The organism is Mesorhizobium loti, assembly GCA_014189435.1.
Lineage (GTDB): Bacteria > Pseudomonadota > Alphaproteobacteria > Rhizobiales > Rhizobiaceae > Mesorhizobium > Mesorhizobium loti_G.
In genome coordinates this window covers 2310707-2327834 of the sequence record CP050293.1, presented here as the reverse complement: position 1 = coordinate 2327834, position 17128 = coordinate 2310707, and the positions used below count along the sequence as shown (strand labels likewise).

14 protein-coding genes and 1 pseudogene are annotated in these 17128 nt (G+C 62.4%); 4 read left to right on the top strand and 11 right to left on the bottom strand.

Annotated features, from left to right (window positions below; genetic code table 11):
* Positions 1 to 74: 74 nt before the first annotated feature.
* Entirely contained in the window at positions 75 to 1226 is a 1152-nt protein-coding gene (locus tag HB777_11130) for a GGDEF domain-containing protein (GenBank protein ID QND64407.1), read from the top strand.
* Between the two features lie 21 nt (positions 1227 to 1247).
* Here the strand turns inward: HB777_11130 and HB777_11125 are convergent, their stop codons facing one another.
* The 6 genes from HB777_11125 to urtA form a co-directional block, all read right to left on the bottom strand.
* Positions 1248 to 1424 (bottom strand): hypothetical protein, encoded by a 177-nt coding sequence (locus HB777_11125; GenBank protein QND64406.1) that lies wholly within the window; start codon positions 1422 to 1424, stop codon positions 1248 to 1250.
* 270 nt (positions 1425 to 1694) lie between these two features.
* Complete coding sequence (urtE, locus tag HB777_11120) at positions 1695 to 2390, bottom strand: urea ABC transporter ATP-binding subunit UrtE (GenBank protein ID QND64405.1); 696 nt, start codon at positions 2388 to 2390, stop codon at positions 1695 to 1697.
* Between the two features lie 69 nt (positions 2391 to 2459).
* Entirely contained in the window at positions 2460 to 3206 is a 747-nt protein-coding gene (urtD, locus tag HB777_11115) for an urea ABC transporter ATP-binding protein UrtD (protein ID QND64404.1), read from the bottom strand.
* A gap of 6 nt (positions 3207 to 3212) precedes the next feature.
* On the bottom strand, positions 3213 to 4445 hold the full coding sequence (gene urtC, locus HB777_11110) for an urea ABC transporter permease subunit UrtC (GenBank protein QND64403.1): 1233 nt from the start codon (positions 4443 to 4445) through the stop codon (positions 3213 to 3215).
* Positions 4442 to 6055, bottom strand: a complete 1614-nt coding sequence (urtB, locus tag HB777_11105; GenBank protein QND64402.1) for an urea ABC transporter permease subunit UrtB — start codon at positions 6053 to 6055, stop codon at positions 4442 to 4444. Before urtB ends, urtC begins: the two co-directional genes overlap by 4 nt.
* A gap of 109 nt (positions 6056 to 6164) precedes the next feature.
* Positions 6165 to 7475 (bottom strand): urea ABC transporter substrate-binding protein, encoded by a 1311-nt coding sequence (gene urtA / locus HB777_11100; GenBank protein ID QND64401.1) that lies wholly within the window; start codon positions 7473 to 7475, stop codon positions 6165 to 6167.
* Positions 7476 to 7788: 313 nt separating this feature from the next.
* Here urtA and HB777_11095 point away from each other — a divergent pair, with 313 nt between their 5' ends.
* The gene (locus tag HB777_11095) at positions 7789 to 8208 is read left to right on the top strand and encodes a hypothetical protein (GenBank protein ID QND64400.1); all 420 of its coding nucleotides are present in this window, start codon (positions 7789 to 7791) and stop codon (positions 8206 to 8208) included.
* A 120-nt stretch (positions 8209 to 8328) separates the two neighbouring features.
* A complete protein-coding gene (locus HB777_11090; GenBank protein ID QND64399.1) occupies positions 8329 to 10242 on the top strand; it encodes a PhoX family phosphatase in 1914 nt (637 codons plus the stop codon).
* 108 nt (positions 10243 to 10350) lie between these two features.
* On the opposite strand, the gene HB777_11085 is transcribed toward HB777_11090, so the two are convergent.
* The 3 genes from HB777_11085 to HB777_11075 form a co-directional block, all read right to left on the bottom strand.
* The gene (locus HB777_11085; protein QND64398.1) at positions 10351 to 11922 is read right to left on the bottom strand and encodes a GMC family oxidoreductase; all 1572 of its coding nucleotides are present in this window, start codon (positions 11920 to 11922) and stop codon (positions 10351 to 10353) included.
* Positions 11923 to 11968: 46 nt separating this feature from the next.
* A complete protein-coding gene (locus HB777_11080) occupies positions 11969 to 12499 on the bottom strand; it encodes a gluconate 2-dehydrogenase subunit 3 family protein (protein ID QND64397.1) in 531 nt (176 codons plus the stop codon).
* An 81-nt stretch (positions 12500 to 12580) separates the two neighbouring features.
* Positions 12581 to 12976, bottom strand: a complete 396-nt coding sequence (locus tag HB777_11075; protein QND64396.1) for a lactoylglutathione lyase — start codon at positions 12974 to 12976, stop codon at positions 12581 to 12583.
* A gap of 229 nt (positions 12977 to 13205) precedes the next feature.
* Here HB777_11075 and HB777_11070 point away from each other — a divergent pair, with 229 nt between their 5' ends.
* The gene (locus tag HB777_11070) at positions 13206 to 13511 is read left to right on the top strand and encodes a ribbon-helix-helix domain-containing protein (protein ID QND64395.1); all 306 of its coding nucleotides are present in this window, start codon (positions 13206 to 13208) and stop codon (positions 13509 to 13511) included.
* A gap of 97 nt (positions 13512 to 13608) precedes the next feature.
* On the opposite strand, the gene HB777_11065 is transcribed toward HB777_11070, so the two are convergent.
* On the bottom strand, positions 13609 to 14319 hold the full coding sequence (locus HB777_11065) for a purine-nucleoside phosphorylase (GenBank protein ID QND64394.1): 711 nt from the start codon (positions 14317 to 14319) through the stop codon (positions 13609 to 13611).
* 85 nt (positions 14320 to 14404) lie between these two features.
* Positions 14405 to 16977, bottom strand: a pseudogene (locus HB777_11060) (response regulator).
* Between the last annotated feature and the right edge of the window lie 151 nt (positions 16978 to 17128).

Below are 17128 nucleotides of genomic sequence, written 5' to 3'. Positions count from 1 at the left end.
ACACTTCCTTGCTGCATGAATCCGGCACGCCAAGTTGCAGAGCTGGAACCGCCGCCGGCAAGGAAACGAGGGGCATGTCGCTCGACTACACTTCACTTCTGCTGGCTGTCGGTTTTTCCGCCGCCTGCCTGAGCCTGACATTGTTTGGCATGTGGCTGACCGCTCGCACGGAGAAGTTCCTGCTGACATGGGCGATCAGCCTGGTGTTCGTGGTCGGCGATATTTTTGTCTATGACGCCTATATCGACATGCCCGGGCGCCTGCTGGGCATCGCCACGCTGGCTTTCCTTCTGCTCGGTTTTTCGACAATGCTGGGCGCCGCTTACCAGTTCAGAACCGGCGGCTCGCCAATGCCGCGACTGGTGCTTGTCAGCGTCATTTCACTGGTGGTGACGTTGCCTCCCATGGCTCTTGGCTATGACGGGCTGGGCTTCATGTTCGAAAACGCCTTCGCCGCATTGCTTCTGTTCGCAACGGCGCTCGAATACTGGAAAGGCCGCGACGAAGCCCCTGCCCTGACGATCGGCATCACCGCGCTCTATTCGGCCACGGCCACGTCCTTCGCTCTGTGCGCCATGGTTCTCGTCTGGGATGGAAAGCTGATCCTTGGCCATGCGCCCAGCAATTGGGCCGAGGAGCTGAGCCTCATCATCGTCATCGCCAGCATGACCGGTATCGGAGCGCTTTCCCTGGCGCTCAATCAGGGGCGCCTGGCCAGGCATCACCGCCACAATGCGCTGACCGACCCGCTGACCGGCCTGCTCAACCGCCGCGCCCTGTTCGACCTGCACGGCGGTGCCCCGGTCGGCGCCTTCACGGCCGTGGTCGTCTTCGACCTCGACAGCTTCAAGGCCATCAACGACGAATTCGGCCACGCCGCCGGTGATGAAGTGCTGAAGGTGTTCGCCAGGGAGCTCGCCGGCAATCTTCGCCCCGCCGACGTCGCAGCACGCATGGGCGGCGAGGAATTCGCGCTGGTGTTGAAGCGGACCTTGCCCGAAACGGTGGAAGCCGCCGCCGAGGCCATACGGGCAGCTTTTGCCGCGCGTCGCATCGAAACCGAGATGGGTTCACTGACATGCACGGTCAGTGCCGGATTTGCCTTCGGCACCAAGGAGGGTCTCAGCTTCGATAAGGTGCTCAGCGCCGCCGACAAGGCGCTCTATGCCGCCAAGCGCGGCGGCCGCAACCGCGTCACCGCTTCGGCATTCCGGCGCGCGGGCTAGTCCTGAGAAGAGAAGGCTGCCTTACGCCGCCATGACGATTTCATTGAAGGCATCCAGGTCGACATAGAAGACCTTGGTGATCTCCTCGATCAGGTCGTCGTAATCGCAGCCCTGTGACCTCAAGATGTTGATGGCAGCGATGATGTCGACGCGTTCGGTAAGCCGCCGCTTTTGGTAGTCCTCGACGTAACGTTCCATGGCTGTCCCTTAGCCTGTGTGCCCAAACGCGTTTGAACGACAGAGATCGCAGGAGGGAAGCTAGGAAGCCTTGCTTGCGTGAAACTTGCCCGGTGCTAGCCGCGCCCTCGATCTGCGATAACCAGACTGATACGGAAGCGGCCGACTCACAAAAGCCTTGGGAAAGACTAGCACGCAGCCCATGGTGCGCCAGTGACGCGGATGGCTGGATCGGAGAAATATTAGACTTGCCAAGGATTTCGGACCGTCAACTGAAGTCCAATGCCGATTCTAGACCGTCAGGAACTTCCTGACATCAGCACGGTCCAAATCTTCCGCCGGGCCGGTATGGACGATCAGACCCCGGTCCATGATGTTGACCTCGTCGGCGAGCTCGCGGCAGAAATCGAGATATTGTTCGACCAAAAGCACGGCGATGCCGGCCTGGTCGCGCAGATAGCGGATGGCGCGGCCGATATCCTTGATGATCGATGGCTGGATGCCTTCCGTCGGCTCGTCGAGCACCAGCAGCTTCGGCCGCATCACCAACGCCCTGCCGATGGCAAGCTGCTGCTGCTGCCCGCCGGAAAGATCGCCGCCACGGCGGCCGAGCATCTGCTTCAACACCGGAAACAGCTCGAAGACATGCGCCGGTATGTTGCGGTCGGCGCGCTTCAGCGGCGCAAAACCTGATTCCAGGTTCTCCCGCACGGTGAGCAGCGGAAAGATTTCCCTGCCCTGCGGCACGAATGCGATGCCCGACCGGGCGCGGTCATACGCCGCGCTCCGGTCGAGCGCCTTCCCCTCGAAGGCAACGCTTCCGCTCGTCAGCCGGTGGTGGCCGACGATCGATCTCATCAAACTGGTCTTGCCGACGCCGTTGCGGCCGAGCACGCAGGTGATCTTGCCGGCGCCGGCCTTCAGCGACACGCCGCGCAGCGCCTGGGCGGCGCCGTAGTGCAGCGTGGCATTGGAAACTTCGAGCATGTCAGCGCCTTCTCCAGAATCGGAGAAACGACAGATCGAAGCGATGGAATTGCACCCGCCAGACCATATTCATCTCCCCAGATAGACTTCGACGACGCGCTCGTCGGCCGATACGAAATCAAGTGTGCCTTCGCTAAGCACCGAGCCCTCATGGAGGCAGGTGACCTTGACGCCGAGCTCGCGCACGAAATGCATGTCGTGCTCGACGACGATGACCGAATGGTCGCGCGCGATATCCTTGAGCAGCCGTGCTGTTTCCTCGGTCTCTGCGTCGGTCATGCCTGCGACCGGTTCGTCGACCAGAAGCAGCTTCGGATCCTGCGCCAAGAGCATGCCGATCTCGAGCCACTGCTTTTGTCCATGGCTGAGATTGGCCGCCAATTCGGCACGTTTGTCGCCAAGCCGGATGATGCCGAGGATGTCGTCGATCTGCCGCGCCTCGGCGGCCGAGCGGCGATGAAACAGCGCCGGGAAGATCGAGCGCGGCCCCTTCAGCGCCAGCATCAGGTTTTCCTCGATCGTGTGGCTTTCGAACACGGTCGGCTTCTGGAACTTGCGGCCGATGCCCATCATGGCGATCTCGGCCTCGTCATGCTTGGTGAGATCGACATGGCCGTCGAAGAACACCTCGCCCTCGTCGGGCCGCGTCTTGCCGGTGACGATGTCCATCATCGTCGTCTTGCCGGCGCCGTTGGGGCCGATGATGGCGCGCATCTCACCCTTGTCGAGCACCAGCGACAGACTGTTGATGGCGCGAAAGCCATCGAAGGAGACCGAGACGCCGTCGAGATAGAGGATGGTGTTCGACTTTGACATGGCCGCTCACTCCGCCGGCTGCGGTTCGGGGCTGGATGCGGACCAGTCGCCGGGCTTTGTCGCCGCGCTGCGAACGATTTTCGCCGGCGGCGGGACGTCGGCATCGGTGCCGGTTTCCTCGGCAATCGAGGCTGCCCGCAACGCCCTGGCGTTGCCGCGCCAGGAATCCCACATGCCGATGATGCCCTTGGGCAGCAGAAGCGTGACGGCGACGAACAGCCCACCCAAGGCAAACAGCCAGAATTCCGGCAGCACGCCGGTGAACCAGGATTTGCCGGCATTGACCAGCAGCGCACCGATGATCGGCCCGACAATGGTGCCGCGTCCGCCGACGGCGGCCCACACGACGACCTCGATCGAATTGGCCGGCTCGAACTCGCCGGGGTTGATGATGCCGACCTGCGGCACGTAGAGCGCGCCGGCAATGCCGGCCATGACGGCCGAGACGGTGAAGGCGAACAGTTTTACATTCTCCGCCCGCCAGCCAAGGAAGCGCGTGCGGCTCTCGGCATCGCGCACCGCCATCAACAGCTTGCCGTATTTCGAGCCGACGATGGCCCAGGTGACGAAGACGGCGAGCGCGAGCATCACGGCGCTGGCCGCGAACAGCGCCGAACGCGTCGCGTCGGCCTGCACGTTGAAGCCAAGAATGTCCTTGAAATCGGTCAGGCCGTTGTTGCCACCGAAACCCATGTCGTTGCGGAAAAAGGCAAGCAACAGCGCATAGGTCATCGCCTGGGTGATGATCGAAAGATAGACGCCGGTCACGCGGCTGCGGAAGGCGAACCAGCCGAAGACGAAAGCGAGCAGCCCAGGCACCGCCAGCACCATGATCGCCGCAAACCAGAAATGGTCGAAACCGGTCCAGAACCACGGCAGTTCCTTGTAGTTCAGGAACACCATGAAGTCGGGCAGGATGGGGTTGCCATAGACGCCGCGCGAGCCGATCTGGCGCATCAGATACATGCCCATCGCATAGCCGCCGAGCGCGAAGAAGGCGCCGTGCCCGAGCGAGAGAATGCCGCAATAGCCCCAGACGAGATCGAGCGCCAAGGCGAGCAGCGCATAGCAGAGATATTTGCCGGTCAGCGCGACGATGTAGGATGGTACGTAGAACGCGCTGGTCGGCGAAACAGCCAGGTTCAGCAGCGGCACGATGACGGCCACCGCCAGCAGGATGAAGATCGTGATGGCGATGCGGCGGTCCGCGCCGGCGGCGAAGAAGCGTCCCGTGATCATGCTTCCACCGCCCTGCCCTTGAGCGCGAACAGGCCGCGCGGGCGCTTCTGGATGAACAGGATGATCAGCACCAGCACGACGATCTTGCCGAGCACCGCGCCGGCATAGGGCTCGAGGAACTTGTTGACGATGCCGAGCGAGAACGCGCCGACCAGCGTGCCCCACAGATTGCCGACACCGCCGAAGACGACGACCATGAAACTGTCGATGATGTAGCCGCGGCCGAGATTGGGCGAGACATTGTCGATCTGGCTGAGCGCGACGCCGGCAATGCCGGCAATGCCAGAGCCAAGCGCGAAGGTCAGCGCGTCGACCCATGGCGTTTTGATGCCCATGGAAGCCGCCATGCGCCGGTTGGCGGTGACGGCGCGCATCTGCAGGCCCCAGGGCGTGCGCTTCATCACATAGAGCAGCACCGCGAACACGGTAAGCGCGAAAACCAGGATCCACAGCCGGTTCCAGGTGATCGCCAGTTGCCCGATATTGAACGAGCCCGACATCCAGGAGGGGTTGCCGACCTCCTGGTTGGTCGGCCCGAAGATCGAGCGCACTGCTTGCTGCAGGATCAGCGAAACGCCCCATGTCGCCAGCAGAGTTTCCAGCGGCCGCCCGTAGAGGAAGCGGATGACGCCGCGCTCGATGATCAGGCCAACCAGAGCCGAGACGAGGAAAGCCAGCGGCAGCGCGATGACCAGCGACCAGTCGAACAGGTCGGGAAAGGACGTGCGGATCACTTGCTGGACGACGAAGGTCGTGTAGGCGCCCAGCATGACCATCTCGCCATGCGCCATGTTGATGACGCCCATGACGCCGAAGGTGATGGCAAGGCCGATCGCCGCCAGCAACAGCACCGAGCCCAACGAAATGCCGTACCAGATGTTCTGCCCGGCATCCCAGAAGGCCAGTGTCGAATTGATGTTGGCGATCGCGGCCGTGGCAGCTTCCTTGACCGCGTCAGTGGAATTCGCCTCGACAGACGTGAGCAGCGAAACCGCATCGCGGTCGCCGCGCGCACCGATCAGCGCGATGGCAGCCAGCTTGTCGGCATCCGGGCGGTCGGAAACCAGTACGGAGGCGGCACGGGCCTGTTCGAGCAGCGCCTTGACGCTGGCCACGGTCTCGTTGGCAATGGCCGCGTCGAGCGGTCCGATGTTTGCGGCATCGGGTGTCTTGAACATGGTGTCGGCGGCGGCAATGCGCACCGCCGGGTCCTTGGCGCCAAGCGTCAGCGTGCCCAACGCGTCGCGGATGACGCGACGCAGCGTGTTGTTGACCTTGATCTTGGTGATGTCGTCCTTGGCCGCCTCGCCCGAGGCCTCGCCGCTCAACGGGTCGGAGAGCTGAACGCTCTCGCCCGCTTCCTTGCCGGTAAACACCAGGGAATCGGCCTTGCGGACATAGAGGTTGCCGTCGGCGAGCGCCGCAAGCGGCCGTTCCACCGCCGGATCGCCTGTAGCCGCCAGTTCATGGACGACGGCTCCGATCTCCGAAAAACCCTTGGCCGTCGCGAATTTGGCGATGATGCCGCGCAGATCGGCTTCGCCAGCGCCCGATGACGACAGCGTCGCCAGCAGGAACAGCAGCGTCAAGCCTGCGCGGATAAAGGTCATCGGCTTCTATTAGCCCCTTGAAGGTTTGAATGGGCGTCCGGACGACGGGAAAAGCCGTCCGGACGCGCGCGGTCATGGGCATGGACCTGAAGGTCCAGCCCGGGGAGGATCAGTTCGTTCCCTTGCCGCCGCACTTGCCGGTGGCAACGTTGAAGTTGCCGCACGACAGAGGCGCACGCCAATCGGAGATCAGGTCCTTGGAATCCGGCAAATAGTCGGACCATTCGTCGCCCATCACCAGACCCGGCGTCCGCGACACGGTTTCGAACTGGCCGTCGGCCTGGATTTCACCGATCAGCACCGGCTTGGTGATGTGGTGGTTCGGCATCATCGTCGAATAGCCGCCGGTCAGGTTCGGCACCGACACACCGATCATGGCGTCGATGACCTTGTCCGGATCGGTGGTGCCGGCCTTTTCGACCGCCTTCACCCACATGTTGAAGCCGATATAGTGGGCTTCCATCGGGTCGTTGGTGGTGCGCTTGTCGTTCTTGATGAACTTGTGCCAGTCGGCGATGAACTTCTTGTTCTCGGGCGTGTCGATGCTCTCAAAGTAGTTCCAGGCGGCGAGATGGCCGACCAGCGGCGCGGTGTCGAGACCGGCAAGCTCTTCCTCGCCAACCGAGAAGGCCATGACCGGAATGTCCTCGGCCTTGATGCCCTGGTTGCCGAGTTCCTTGTAGAACGGCACGTTGGCGTCGCCGTTGACGGTCGAGACGACGGCGGTCTTCTTGCCGGCCGAACCGAACTTCTTGATCGCGGACACTTCGGTCTGCCAGTCGGAGAAGCCGAACGGCGTGTAATTGACCATGATGTCTTCCGCCGCGACGCCCTTGGCCTTCAGATAGGCCTCGAGGATCTTGTTGGTGGTGCGCGGATAGACGTAGTCGGTGCCTTCGAGCACCCAGCGCTTCACCGAACCGCCATCCTCGCTCATCAGGTAGTCGACCGCCGGGATGGCCTGCTGGTTCGGCGCCGCACCCGTGTAGAACACGTTGCGCTCGCTCTCCTCGCCCTCATACTGGACGGGATAGAACAGGATGTTGTCGAGCTCGGAGAACACCGGCAGCACCGACTTGCGCGACACCGAGGTCCAGCAGCCGAACACCGCCGCGACCTTGTCCTTGGAGATCAACTCGCGCGCCTTTTCGGCAAACAGTGGCCAGTTGGAAGCAGGATCGACGACGACCGCCTCGAGCTTCTTGCCGAGCAGGCCGCCTTTGGCGTTCTGCTCGTCGATGAGCATCAGCATGGCGTCCTTCAGCGTCGTCTCCGAAATCGCCATAGTCCCCGACAGCGAATGGAGAATGCCGACCTTGATCGTATCGTCGGCCGCCCTGGCCGGAGCGGCCATCAACAGGCCGGCGGCAACCACGCTCGCCGAAAACATTTTTGTTATGGTCGAGAAATTACCCCTCATATTACAGACTCCCAAGCTGGTTGATTGCACCGCAACACTACAATGCAACCCCCATGCCAATCGCTTGGCGACGCCAAAGGAGGGCCAATAAATCCAGTATTATCAGCGGCTTGAAATATCAGGTTTATAAAAGCAAAGAGAGCTGGTTAAAAATTGATTGAGAGAAATTTGCGCAGTGCACGTGCCTTTTGCCTAATTTTAGCCCATTTTTGCAAAATGCCTAGATTTTGACCTTCGCAGACGGATCACCGACGACCGATGTTGCGGCACGGCGCAAAAATAGGGCAAGCTCGTTCCTCAAACGAGCGACGTCATGGCTTCAGGCACTTCACGCATCTTTATCGGCATACTGCTTCTGGCGACAGCAACCGGGGCCGCACGAGCCGACTTCAGCGACGGCAAGATGCCCGATGGCACCTATCACTGCGAGGTCTACCTGCTCGGCATGTTCCTCAGCCTCGGCGACATCACCATCAAGGGGAGCCTCTACAGCGGCCCGGTCTACACCAGCCTCGGCACCTTCGGGACCGCGCAGCAGGGGTACAATTATCAAATGGATGCGAACGGCGTGATCTCATGGCTGGGACCACTGGGCGGCTACACCGCCGGCGGCAACGCGCTGTCGCTGACCCAGGCAACGCTGGACGGCCAGAGCACGCCCTCCTTCGACATCATCATGAAGCAACCCGACGGCGCCTTCACCGCCTCGACCTGCACCAGAGGAAACCAGTAGGCGATTCCCTGGGCAACAGCCGCTGCCTCAGCGGCCTGCCCTTCTCTCATGTCATCTGGATGTTGCTGAAGCTGGATAGGCAGCGGTGCGCCGTCCCATCCACCTTGAGAGGCAGACACCATGGCCAATTCCCCGTCTTCATCTTCCCCTGTCATTCGCGACGTCATCGCCGAGCGTGTCTCGCGCCGGGATCTCCTGAAAGGCAGCCTTGCATCCGGTGCGCTGATTGCCGGCGGCAGCTTCGTCGGTTCATTGTTTGCCGGCGAAACCCATGCCGCGGCAGCGCTTTCCACGCTCGGCTTTCCCGAACTGAAGCGCGTCTACGATAAGACCCACGCCGCCGCCGAGGGCTATGAGACCACGATCGTCGCACGCTGGGGCGACCCGATCGTCGCCGGCCTTCCGGATTTCGACGGCAGCAAGGTCGTCGCCGACGAGCAGGAAAAGCGTTTCGGCTACAATTGCGACTACATCGCCTTCCTGCCACTGCCGAAAGGCACGGTGAATTCCGACCACGGCCTGCTTTGCGTCAACAACGAGTACATTTCGCCCAATGTCATGTTTCCCGGCATGACCGAGGACGACGCCGGCAAGACGATGAGCAAGGAACAGGTCGACCTCGGCATGGCCGCCATGGGTCATTCGATCGTCGAAGTGCTGCTGAAGGACGGCAAATGGGCAATCGTCGAGGACAGCCCGCTCAACCGCCGCATCACGGCAAACACCGAAATGACCGTTTCCGGCCCCGTTGCCGGCCACGCACTGATGAAGACATCTGCCGACGCGACCGGCACGAAGGTGCTCGGCACCAGCTACAATTGCAGCGGCGGCTTCACCCCTTGGGGCACGGTGCTGACCTGCGAGGAAGGCGTTTCCGACCTGTTCGGCGGCGACCCGAAGAAGGCGCCGGCCGCTGACATTCTTGACCGCTATGGCTTCGACGGTTCCGACATCTATGGCCGCGGTCGCTTTCATGACCGCTTCAACATCGACAAGGAGCCGAATGAACCAAACCGCTTCGACTGGGTGGTCGAGATCGACCCCTACGATCCGGCTTCGAAGCCGGTGAAGCGCACGGCGCTTGGTCGCATGTCGCACGAAGCATCCACGGTCGTCCTCAACAAGGATGGCCGGGTCGTGGTCTATATGGGTGACGACGACTATTTCGAATACATGTACCGCTTCGTCTCGAACAAGGCCTACGATCCAGCCAAACCAGCCTCCGGCAACGGCCTGCTGGATGACGGCGTGCTGTCGGTCGCCCGTTACGATGCCGATGGCTCCATGACCTGGCTGCCGCTGGTTCACGGCCAGGGCAAGCTCACCGCAGAAAACGGCTTTGCCGACCAGGCGGAAGTGCTGCTGAAGACACGGCTGGCGGCGGACGCACTGGGCGCCACGCCGATGGACCGCCCCGAGGACATCGAGACCAATCCGGTGACCGGCCGCGTCTACGCGGTTATGACCAAGAACAAGAAGCGCGACCAGTCGAAGGTCAATCCGGCCAACACGCGTCCGGAAAACCTCTGGGGCCACATTGTCGAGCTGATCCCGCCCGGCGGCCGCGGCGCAGACGCCGACCACACGGCCGACAAATATGCCTGGGACCTGTTCGTGCTGTGCGGCAACCCGAAGGACGCCAAAGTCGGCGCCACCTTCCACCCGGACACATCGGACAATGGCTGGTTCGTCTGCCCCGACAACATCACCTTCGATCCGGCCGGCCGGCTCTGGGTGGCGACCGACGGCGCCAATGATTTCGACCTGCCGGACGGCGTCTATGGCGTCGACACCGAAGGCCCGGCGCGTGGCCTGCCGAAACTGCTGTTCACCTGCCCGCATGGCGCGGAGGCCACCGGCCCCTGTTTCACGCCGGACGGCACGACCTTGTTCCTGTCGGTCCAGCACCCGGCCGAAGACGCCGAGATGCTCGACAAGGTACAAACGCTGTGGCCCGACTTCAGGGATGGCCAGTTGCCTCGCCCGTCCGTGGTCGCCATCCGCCGCAAGGACGGGCAGCCGGTCGGCGCCTAGCCTTGCCCCCACAAAAAGGCGGAACGCGCGTTACGCGTTCCGCCTGGCGGTCCGGGAGGACGCTGGAATTCCACACCACCCCGGTCACCGGGGTGGTGTTTTGTCGGCTCAGATCGTCTTGGCCGACATCTGCGCGGCGATGTAGTCGGCCTGGCGGATCGCCAGCGACACGATCGTCAGGGTCGGATTTTCCGCCGCACCGGTCGTGAACTGGCTGCCATCCGACACGAACAGGTTCTTGATGTCGTGCGCCTGGCCGTGCTTGTTGACGACGCCGTCTTCCGCCTTCTCGCTCATCCGGTTGGTGCCGAGATTGTGGGTCGACGGATAGGGCGGCGTCGGGAAGGTGCGCGTGGCGCCAACCGCATCGTACAGTGCCGTGGCCTGCTTGTAGGCGTGGTTGCGCATCGCCGTGTCGTTCGGATGGTCGTCGAAATGCACGTCGGCGATCGGCATGCCGTGCGCGTCCTTCTCGTCGACATGCAGCGCGATGCGGTTCTCCGCGCGCGGCATGTCCTCGCCGACGATCCACAGGCCGGCCATGTGGTCGTAGTGGTCGAGTGCGGTGGTGAACGAGCGGCCCCAGGCGCCGGGATCGAGGAAGGCCGCCATGAACGGCAGGCCGAGTGACAGCGTCTCGAACTCGTAGCCGCCGACGAACCCGCGTGACGGATCATGGCGCGCCTCGTCGCGGATGATGCCGGCCATGGTGGTGCCGCGATACATGTGCACCGGCTTTTCGAAGATGGCGTAGACCGAGCCGGTGGTGTGGCGCATGTAGTTCTTTCCCACCTGCCCCGACGAGTTGGCTAGACCATTGGGGAATTTGCCCGACGCTGAATTGAGCAGCAGCCGCGGGCTCTCGATCGAGTTGCCGGCAACGGCGACGATGCGGGCCTTCTGCTCCTGCAGCTTGCCGTCCTTGTCGGCATAGACGACGCCCGTCACCTTTCCGCTGGCGTCATGGTTGATCTTGATCGCCATGGCGTTCGGCCTGACTTCGAGATGGCCTGTCGCCTCGCCCTTGGGGATCTCGGTGTAGAGCGTCGACCATTTGGCGCCCCATTTGCAGCCCTGGAAGCAGAAGCCGGTCTGCTGGCAGGAATTACGATCGTCGCGCTCGACCGAATTGATCGCCATGTTGCCGGTGTGGCATTCCTTGTAGCCGAGCTTGTCGGCGCCGGCCTTCAACACCTTGAAATTGTTGTTGCCCGGCAGCCGCGGCCAGTCATTGGTGCCGGTGACGCCCAGCTTGGCTTCGGCCTTGGCGTAATAAGGCTCCATCTCGGCCAGCGTGATCGGCCAGTCGAGCAGGTTGGCGCCTTCCAGTTTGCCATAGGTCGACAGCGTCTTGAACTCGTGCTCCTGGAAGCGCAGCGAGGCTCCCGCCCAATGCGTGGTGGAACCGCCGACCGACTTGACGATCCAGGCCGGCAGGTTCGGAAAATCCTTGGCCACACGCCAGTCGCCGGAGGTGGTGCGCTTGTCCGTCCAGGCGAGCTGGGCGAACGAGCCCCACTCGTCATTGATGAAATCCTCATATTCGTGGCGCGCGCCGGCTTCCAGGATGACGACGTCGACACCCTTCTGGGCGAGTTCGTTTCCGAGCGTGCCGCCGCCGGCGCCCGAGCCGATGATGACGACCACGCCGTCGTTGTTCAGATCAAATGAAGCTGCCATGGTTTCCTCCCATGATTTCTGTTTGCGGGTTCGGGAACGACGGGGCTCAGAGCCACTCGATGTCGTCGAAACCGCGCGCGATGTAGCCGCCCTTGGAGTAGGACTCGCCCTCGTAGCCGAAGATCGGCCACACCTCTTTCTGGTTGTAGAGGCTGACGACGAGGCCACCACGGATGGCCTGGAAGAACGGCGTCGCCTCGATCTGCTTCAGCACGCCGACGCGCTGGTCCTCCCAGCCGAGGCCGCGGTAGCCGCCGTCACCGGACTTCTTGTCGAGGTCGGCGATGCCGTCTTCGATCGTCGCCTTGTAGGCGGCGTCCTTGCCGGCCTGCTCGTCATGGCCTTTCACGGCAATGGCGTAATATTTGTCGGGAACCTGATCGTGCGGATAGATGTCGCGCGCCATCTGGATCAGCGTCGCCATGGTTTCGGGCTTGAGCGTCGATGTCTCGAGCCCCCAGGCATGTTCGGGGCTGATGACGGCGCTGCCGGAGATGACGAGCAGCGCGCCGATGCCACCACGTTTGAGAAGCTCGCGACGTGAAAGCCCGGGCTTCGCGTCATAGATCGTGACCATTTTATTCCTCCCTGCTTGCTATGTGCACTTTTGAGAGTGCCGTTGCTGGCGCCGCACCTGCCGGTGCGGTGGCTATGTCTCCTATTGGAAGCGACCTGCGCGTTGCAGAACCTCGATCTTGTAGCCGTCCGGATCCTCGATGAAGAAAAAGCGAGCGATCAGCGACCCGTCGCGGTTGAACTCGACGATCTTCTTCGGGCTGAGGCCGAGCGCGCCGAGACGGTCATGTTCGCTGTCGAGATCGACGACCGAGACCGCAAGGTGGCCGTAGCCATCGCCGAGCCCGTAAGGTCCCTGCCGATCCTTGTTCACGGTCAGTTCGAGTTCGAATCCGGTTTCGGCATTGCTGAGGTAAATGAGCGTGAATGTCTCGAAGTCCAGCCTATCGGCGATATCGAGCCCGAAGGCATTTCTGTAGAAATCGACGGATCGGGCCTCATCGAGAACCCGGATCATGGAATGGATCGCCTTTGCCAAATCAGTCTCCGCTCTGGTGTGTGGAAACGATTATGGGCAGCGCGGGAAAAAGGTGGTGGCAGCCGGTTACCACGCTCAAGGCTCGTGAATTGTCCTGCTTCGGCGACGCGGACGAAAGTCCGATTGCCGTTCCACCAATTTTGCCCGACAATGCATGTGGGGACAGGTTGAGCAGTGTCAGGCTGAACGCCCGTCCACCCAAGACCAACAATCATGGGAGGTTTGTCGGATGTGCAGGGTTTTTGCGGGCCAGGATCCCGAAGGCTATCGCCAGATCAACCGGTCGATTCGCATCGACGGCCACTCGACCAGCATCCAGCTTGAAGCGACATTCTGGGCTTTGCTGGACGAAATCGCCGAAAACCAGGGTTTGACGACGCCAAAATTCATCTCGAAACTTTACGACGAAGCCATCGAGATCAACGGCGCCATTCCAAACTTTGCGTCGATGCTGCGCACCACCTGCGCACTCTACCTGCGCGGCCACCGGCCGGGGATGGATGAGCAGATGGTGCCGAAGCGCGAAGCCGCCTAGAGCAATTCTAGGAAAAGTGTAAAGCGGTTTTCCGTCCAGAATTGCGTCAAACAAAGAGTTAGAGCAGCTCGCCGTTTCCGTGAAACGGTGAAATGCTCTAGCCCGCTTCCACAGCGACAGCGAGCGCCAGACGGCTCATGTCGGTGAAAAGCGCCTGGCGCTCGGAATAATCGGTCAGTTCACCGGTCTCGATGTTGTCGACCACGACACACATCGACAGCGCACGAGCCCCGAAATGCTCTGATATGCGATAGAGTGCGCTGGTCTCCATATCCACGGCCAGAGCTCCGGCCGCCTGCGCGTCGGCAAAGCGGCCGCGTCCGTCAGGGTGATAGAAGATGTCGCTGCAAACCGTCAGGCCGGCATGATGGTCGATGCCAAGCTCTGCTGCCTTGGCCAGCGCGCAGGCGAGAAGCGCCGGATCCGGGCCGGCGGCTCCATAAAGGCCGAAAACCTGACCGCTCTGGGCGCTCTCCGCCTGTGCCGATTGCGAGATGACAAGGCTGCGCAGTTTTGCCGTGGCGGTCAGGCTGCCGCAGGTGCCGGTGCGGATCAATGTTCGCGCACCAAAATGCTCCAGCAATTCATGCGCATAGATCAGAAACGATGAAACGCCGATGCCCGTCGCCTGAATGCTGACGGGTTTGCCGCCAAACAGCCCGGTGAAGCCAAGCGCGCCGCGTCGGCGATTGATGCAGCGCGGCGCCTCCAGAAACGTTTGCGCCATCCACTGGGCGCGCTGCGGATCACCCGGCAACAACACTGTGTCGGCGTAGTCGTCCTTGTCCGCTTCATTGTGTGGCGTCACCAGTTGCTCCCCCAAGCCGCCTGCCGTTTCACCCGCAATCATGGCGTTGTCGCGGCGCAGCGCAAGGAAAGAACTGAAGGAAGTTCTAGGACTCCAGCACGTCCTTGACGATCGTCGCCAGTTGCTTGAGCGAGAACGGCTTCGGCAGGAAGCCGAAATGCGCGTCGGCCGGCAGGTTTCTGGCGAACGCGTCCTCGGCATAACCGGACACGAAAACGAACTTGATATCCGGCTGGCGCTTGCGCAATTCACCAAGCAGCGTCGGTCCGTCCATTTCCGGCATCACCACATCGGAAACGACGATGTCGACCTTGCCGCCCAGCGCCTCGAACACTTCCAGCGCCTCGACGCCCGACGACGCCTCGTGCACGGTGTAGCCGCGCGAGGTCAGCGCCCGCATGCCGCCCATGCGCACGGCATCCTCGTCTTCGACGAGCAGCACCGTGGCCGAGCCGGACAGATCCTTGGCCGCATCGGCGATCTTTGCCGGGGCCGCCGGCACATCGCCGGGCTCTCCTGCTTTTTTCGCTTCCGCAATATGACGCGGCAGGAAAATGCGGAAAGTCGAGCCTTTGCCGACTTCGGAATCGCAGAAGATGAAGCCGCCGGTCTGCTTGATGATGCCGTAGACCATAGACAGGCCAAGGCCGGTGCCCTTGCCGACTTCCTTCGTCGTGAAGAAGGGCTCGAAAATCTTCTTCAGCACGTCAGGCGCGATACCGCTGCCGGTGTCCTCGACTTCGACCACGACATAGTCCGCCGGGGTGAGTTCGCGGTAGGAAAAGGCCTTGCACTCGTCGGCGGTCACATTGCGGGTGCGCACGGTGAGATCGCCACCCGCCGGCATTGCGTCGCGCGCGTTGACCGCAAGGTTGACCACCACCTGTTCGAACTGCCCGATATCGACCTTGACCGGCCACAGGTCGCGGCCATGGTCGACCTTCAGCTTGATGTCGTTACCCACAAGACGGGCCAGCAGCATCCTGAGATCGGCGAGCACGTCGGTCAGGTTGAGCACTTCCGGCCGCAATGTCTGCTTGCGCGAGAAGGCGAGCAGCTGCCGCACCAGCGAAGCCGCCCGGTTGGCGTTCTGCTTGATGTTCATGATGTCGGGGAAGGACGGGTCGGATGGACGGTGGTTGGTCAACAAAGGTCCGACGCCATGATGATGGCGGTCAGAACATTGTTGAAATCATGCGCGATGCCGCCGGCAAGCTGGCCGACCGCCTGCATCTTCTGGCTTTGCGCCATCTGCCCTTCGAGCGCCTTCTGCTCCGTCGTCTCGACGGCGTAGACGATGGCCGACTCCTCGGCACCCTCGCCGCCGGTGCCGTCGGCGACCGCGTTGACGTAGAAACGGATGTGCCGGTCGTCGTTGCCGGGCAGAAGCGTGTCGATCGGCTCGATATCGGCCTGCCGCTGCTGCGCCTTTTCGAAGGCAGCCGCGAAGGCCGGCCGGTCGCGTTCATGGATCACCGTGTCGAGCCGCACACGGCGATCGACGGCGTCGCGATCGACGACGGATGAAAACAGCGACAGGAACGGCGCGTTGGTGCGCAGGATGCGCCCGTTGTGGTCGACGCCCGCTATCGCCATCGGTGTCGAGTTGAAGAAGCGGGTGAAGCGCACTTCCGAGGCCCGCAAATCGGCCGAGGAGTCCTCGCCTTGCGTACGGTTGAGCACGATCGTGCGCGTCGGCCCGTTGAGGCCTTCGCGGCTGGCCGAAACGCGATGCATGAAGCGCACCGGCAGCGCCTCGCCCGTCATCGTCGTCAAATCGAGATCGATCACCGCGTTGCGTGTCGTGCCGGGATCGGCCTTGACCGAGCGGACCAGCGCCATGCCGTCGCCGGCGACGATCTCCGAAAGAGAGACGGCGCCGGGCGTGAAGCTGGTGAGGTCGATGCCCAGCCATTCGGCGAGCGTGGCGTTGATGTAGGTGACGCGGCCCTCCTGGTCGGCCGAAAAGAAGCCGGCAGGCGCGTGGTCGAGATGGTCGATCGCCTTTTGCAAATCGAGGAAGAAACGCTCCTGCTCGGCCCGCTCCTGCGAGATGTCGGCCAATTGCCAGGCCAGCATCGGCAGCCGCTGGCCCGGAACGCTGAAGGTGCGCGCCCGCGCCCTGTACCAGCGGGCGCCGGGCTCGGCGCCGGGCCGAATGGATTGCGCGAGCCGAAACTCGCCGTCGCCCGGTTGGGCGTCGCGCAGGCCCGAGGCCAGGCGATAGATCGTCACCGAAGCTTCGGGAACATCCGAGAGCAACCCCTCGACCGTCTTCAGGTCGGCCGCCGACGACGCTCCGGTCATGTCGGCATAGGCGCGATTGGCGTAGACGACACGGCCCTTGGTGTCGGTGACGAGAAGGCCCTGCGACATCGAATCGACAAAGGATTTAGACAGTTCATCGCCTGTCGAACGCGGCGTGACCTGCACGAAGCCGATCGCCGTGGCAAACAGGAAGCCGACGCCGATCATCGCCAGCACGCCGAGCATGCCGAGCAGGAAAGGATCGCCGAGGCGCTCGCGGAACAGGCCGAAGACGATCGCCGCCCCCGTCAGAACGACGATGAAAATGATAAGCCGGGTGACCGCGCCCGGTCGCGTATTCTGGTCGACGATCGGTACCGGATAGAAATCGCCGCGCGCTTCCTTGGCCATATGCCCCCTGCTCGTGAATTCCGGTGTTCCGACACCCGCCCGTACCGGGTTGAATCACATTCTCCTAGTCCGGAAAAGGCCTGGGCGGCAAATGTCGGATAAAAATGATGTCTTGCGGCCTTCGGAGTTTTTCTAGCTGTTCACCAGCGTG

What these genes read in the sequence shown, in the direction of transcription:
- HB777_11130 (QND64407.1), top strand. Translation starts at nt 75, where the DNA reads ATGTCGCTCGACTACACTTCACTTCTGCTGGCTGTCGGTTTTTCCGCC.
- HB777_11125 (QND64406.1), bottom strand. Translation starts at nt 1,424, where the DNA reads ATGGAACGTTACGTCGAGGACTACCAAAAGCGGCGGCTTACCGAACGC.
- urtE (QND64405.1), bottom strand. Translation starts at nt 2,390, where the DNA reads ATGCTCGAAGTTTCCAATGCCACGCTGCACTACGGCGCCGCCCAGGCG.
- urtD (QND64404.1), bottom strand. Translation starts at nt 3,206, where the DNA reads ATGTCAAAGTCGAACACCATCCTCTATCTCGACGGCGTCTCGGTCTCC.
- urtC (QND64403.1), bottom strand. Translation starts at nt 4,445, where the DNA reads ATGATCACGGGACGCTTCTTCGCCGCCGGCGCGGACCGCCGCATCGCC.
- urtB (QND64402.1), bottom strand. Translation starts at nt 6,055, where the DNA reads ATGACCTTTATCCGCGCAGGCTTGACGCTGCTGTTCCTGCTGGCGACG.
- urtA (QND64401.1), bottom strand. Translation starts at nt 7,475, where the DNA reads ATGAGGGGTAATTTCTCGACCATAACAAAAATGTTTTCGGCGAGCGTG.
- HB777_11095 (QND64400.1), top strand. Translation starts at nt 7,789, where the DNA reads ATGGCTTCAGGCACTTCACGCATCTTTATCGGCATACTGCTTCTGGCG.
- HB777_11090 (QND64399.1), top strand. Translation starts at nt 8,329, where the DNA reads ATGGCCAATTCCCCGTCTTCATCTTCCCCTGTCATTCGCGACGTCATC.
- HB777_11085 (QND64398.1), bottom strand. Translation starts at nt 11,922, where the DNA reads ATGGCAGCTTCATTTGATCTGAACAACGACGGCGTGGTCGTCATCATC.
- HB777_11080 (QND64397.1), bottom strand. Translation starts at nt 12,499, where the DNA reads ATGGTCACGATCTATGACGCGAAGCCCGGGCTTTCACGTCGCGAGCTT.
- HB777_11070 (QND64395.1), top strand. Translation starts at nt 13,206, where the DNA reads ATGTGCAGGGTTTTTGCGGGCCAGGATCCCGAAGGCTATCGCCAGATC.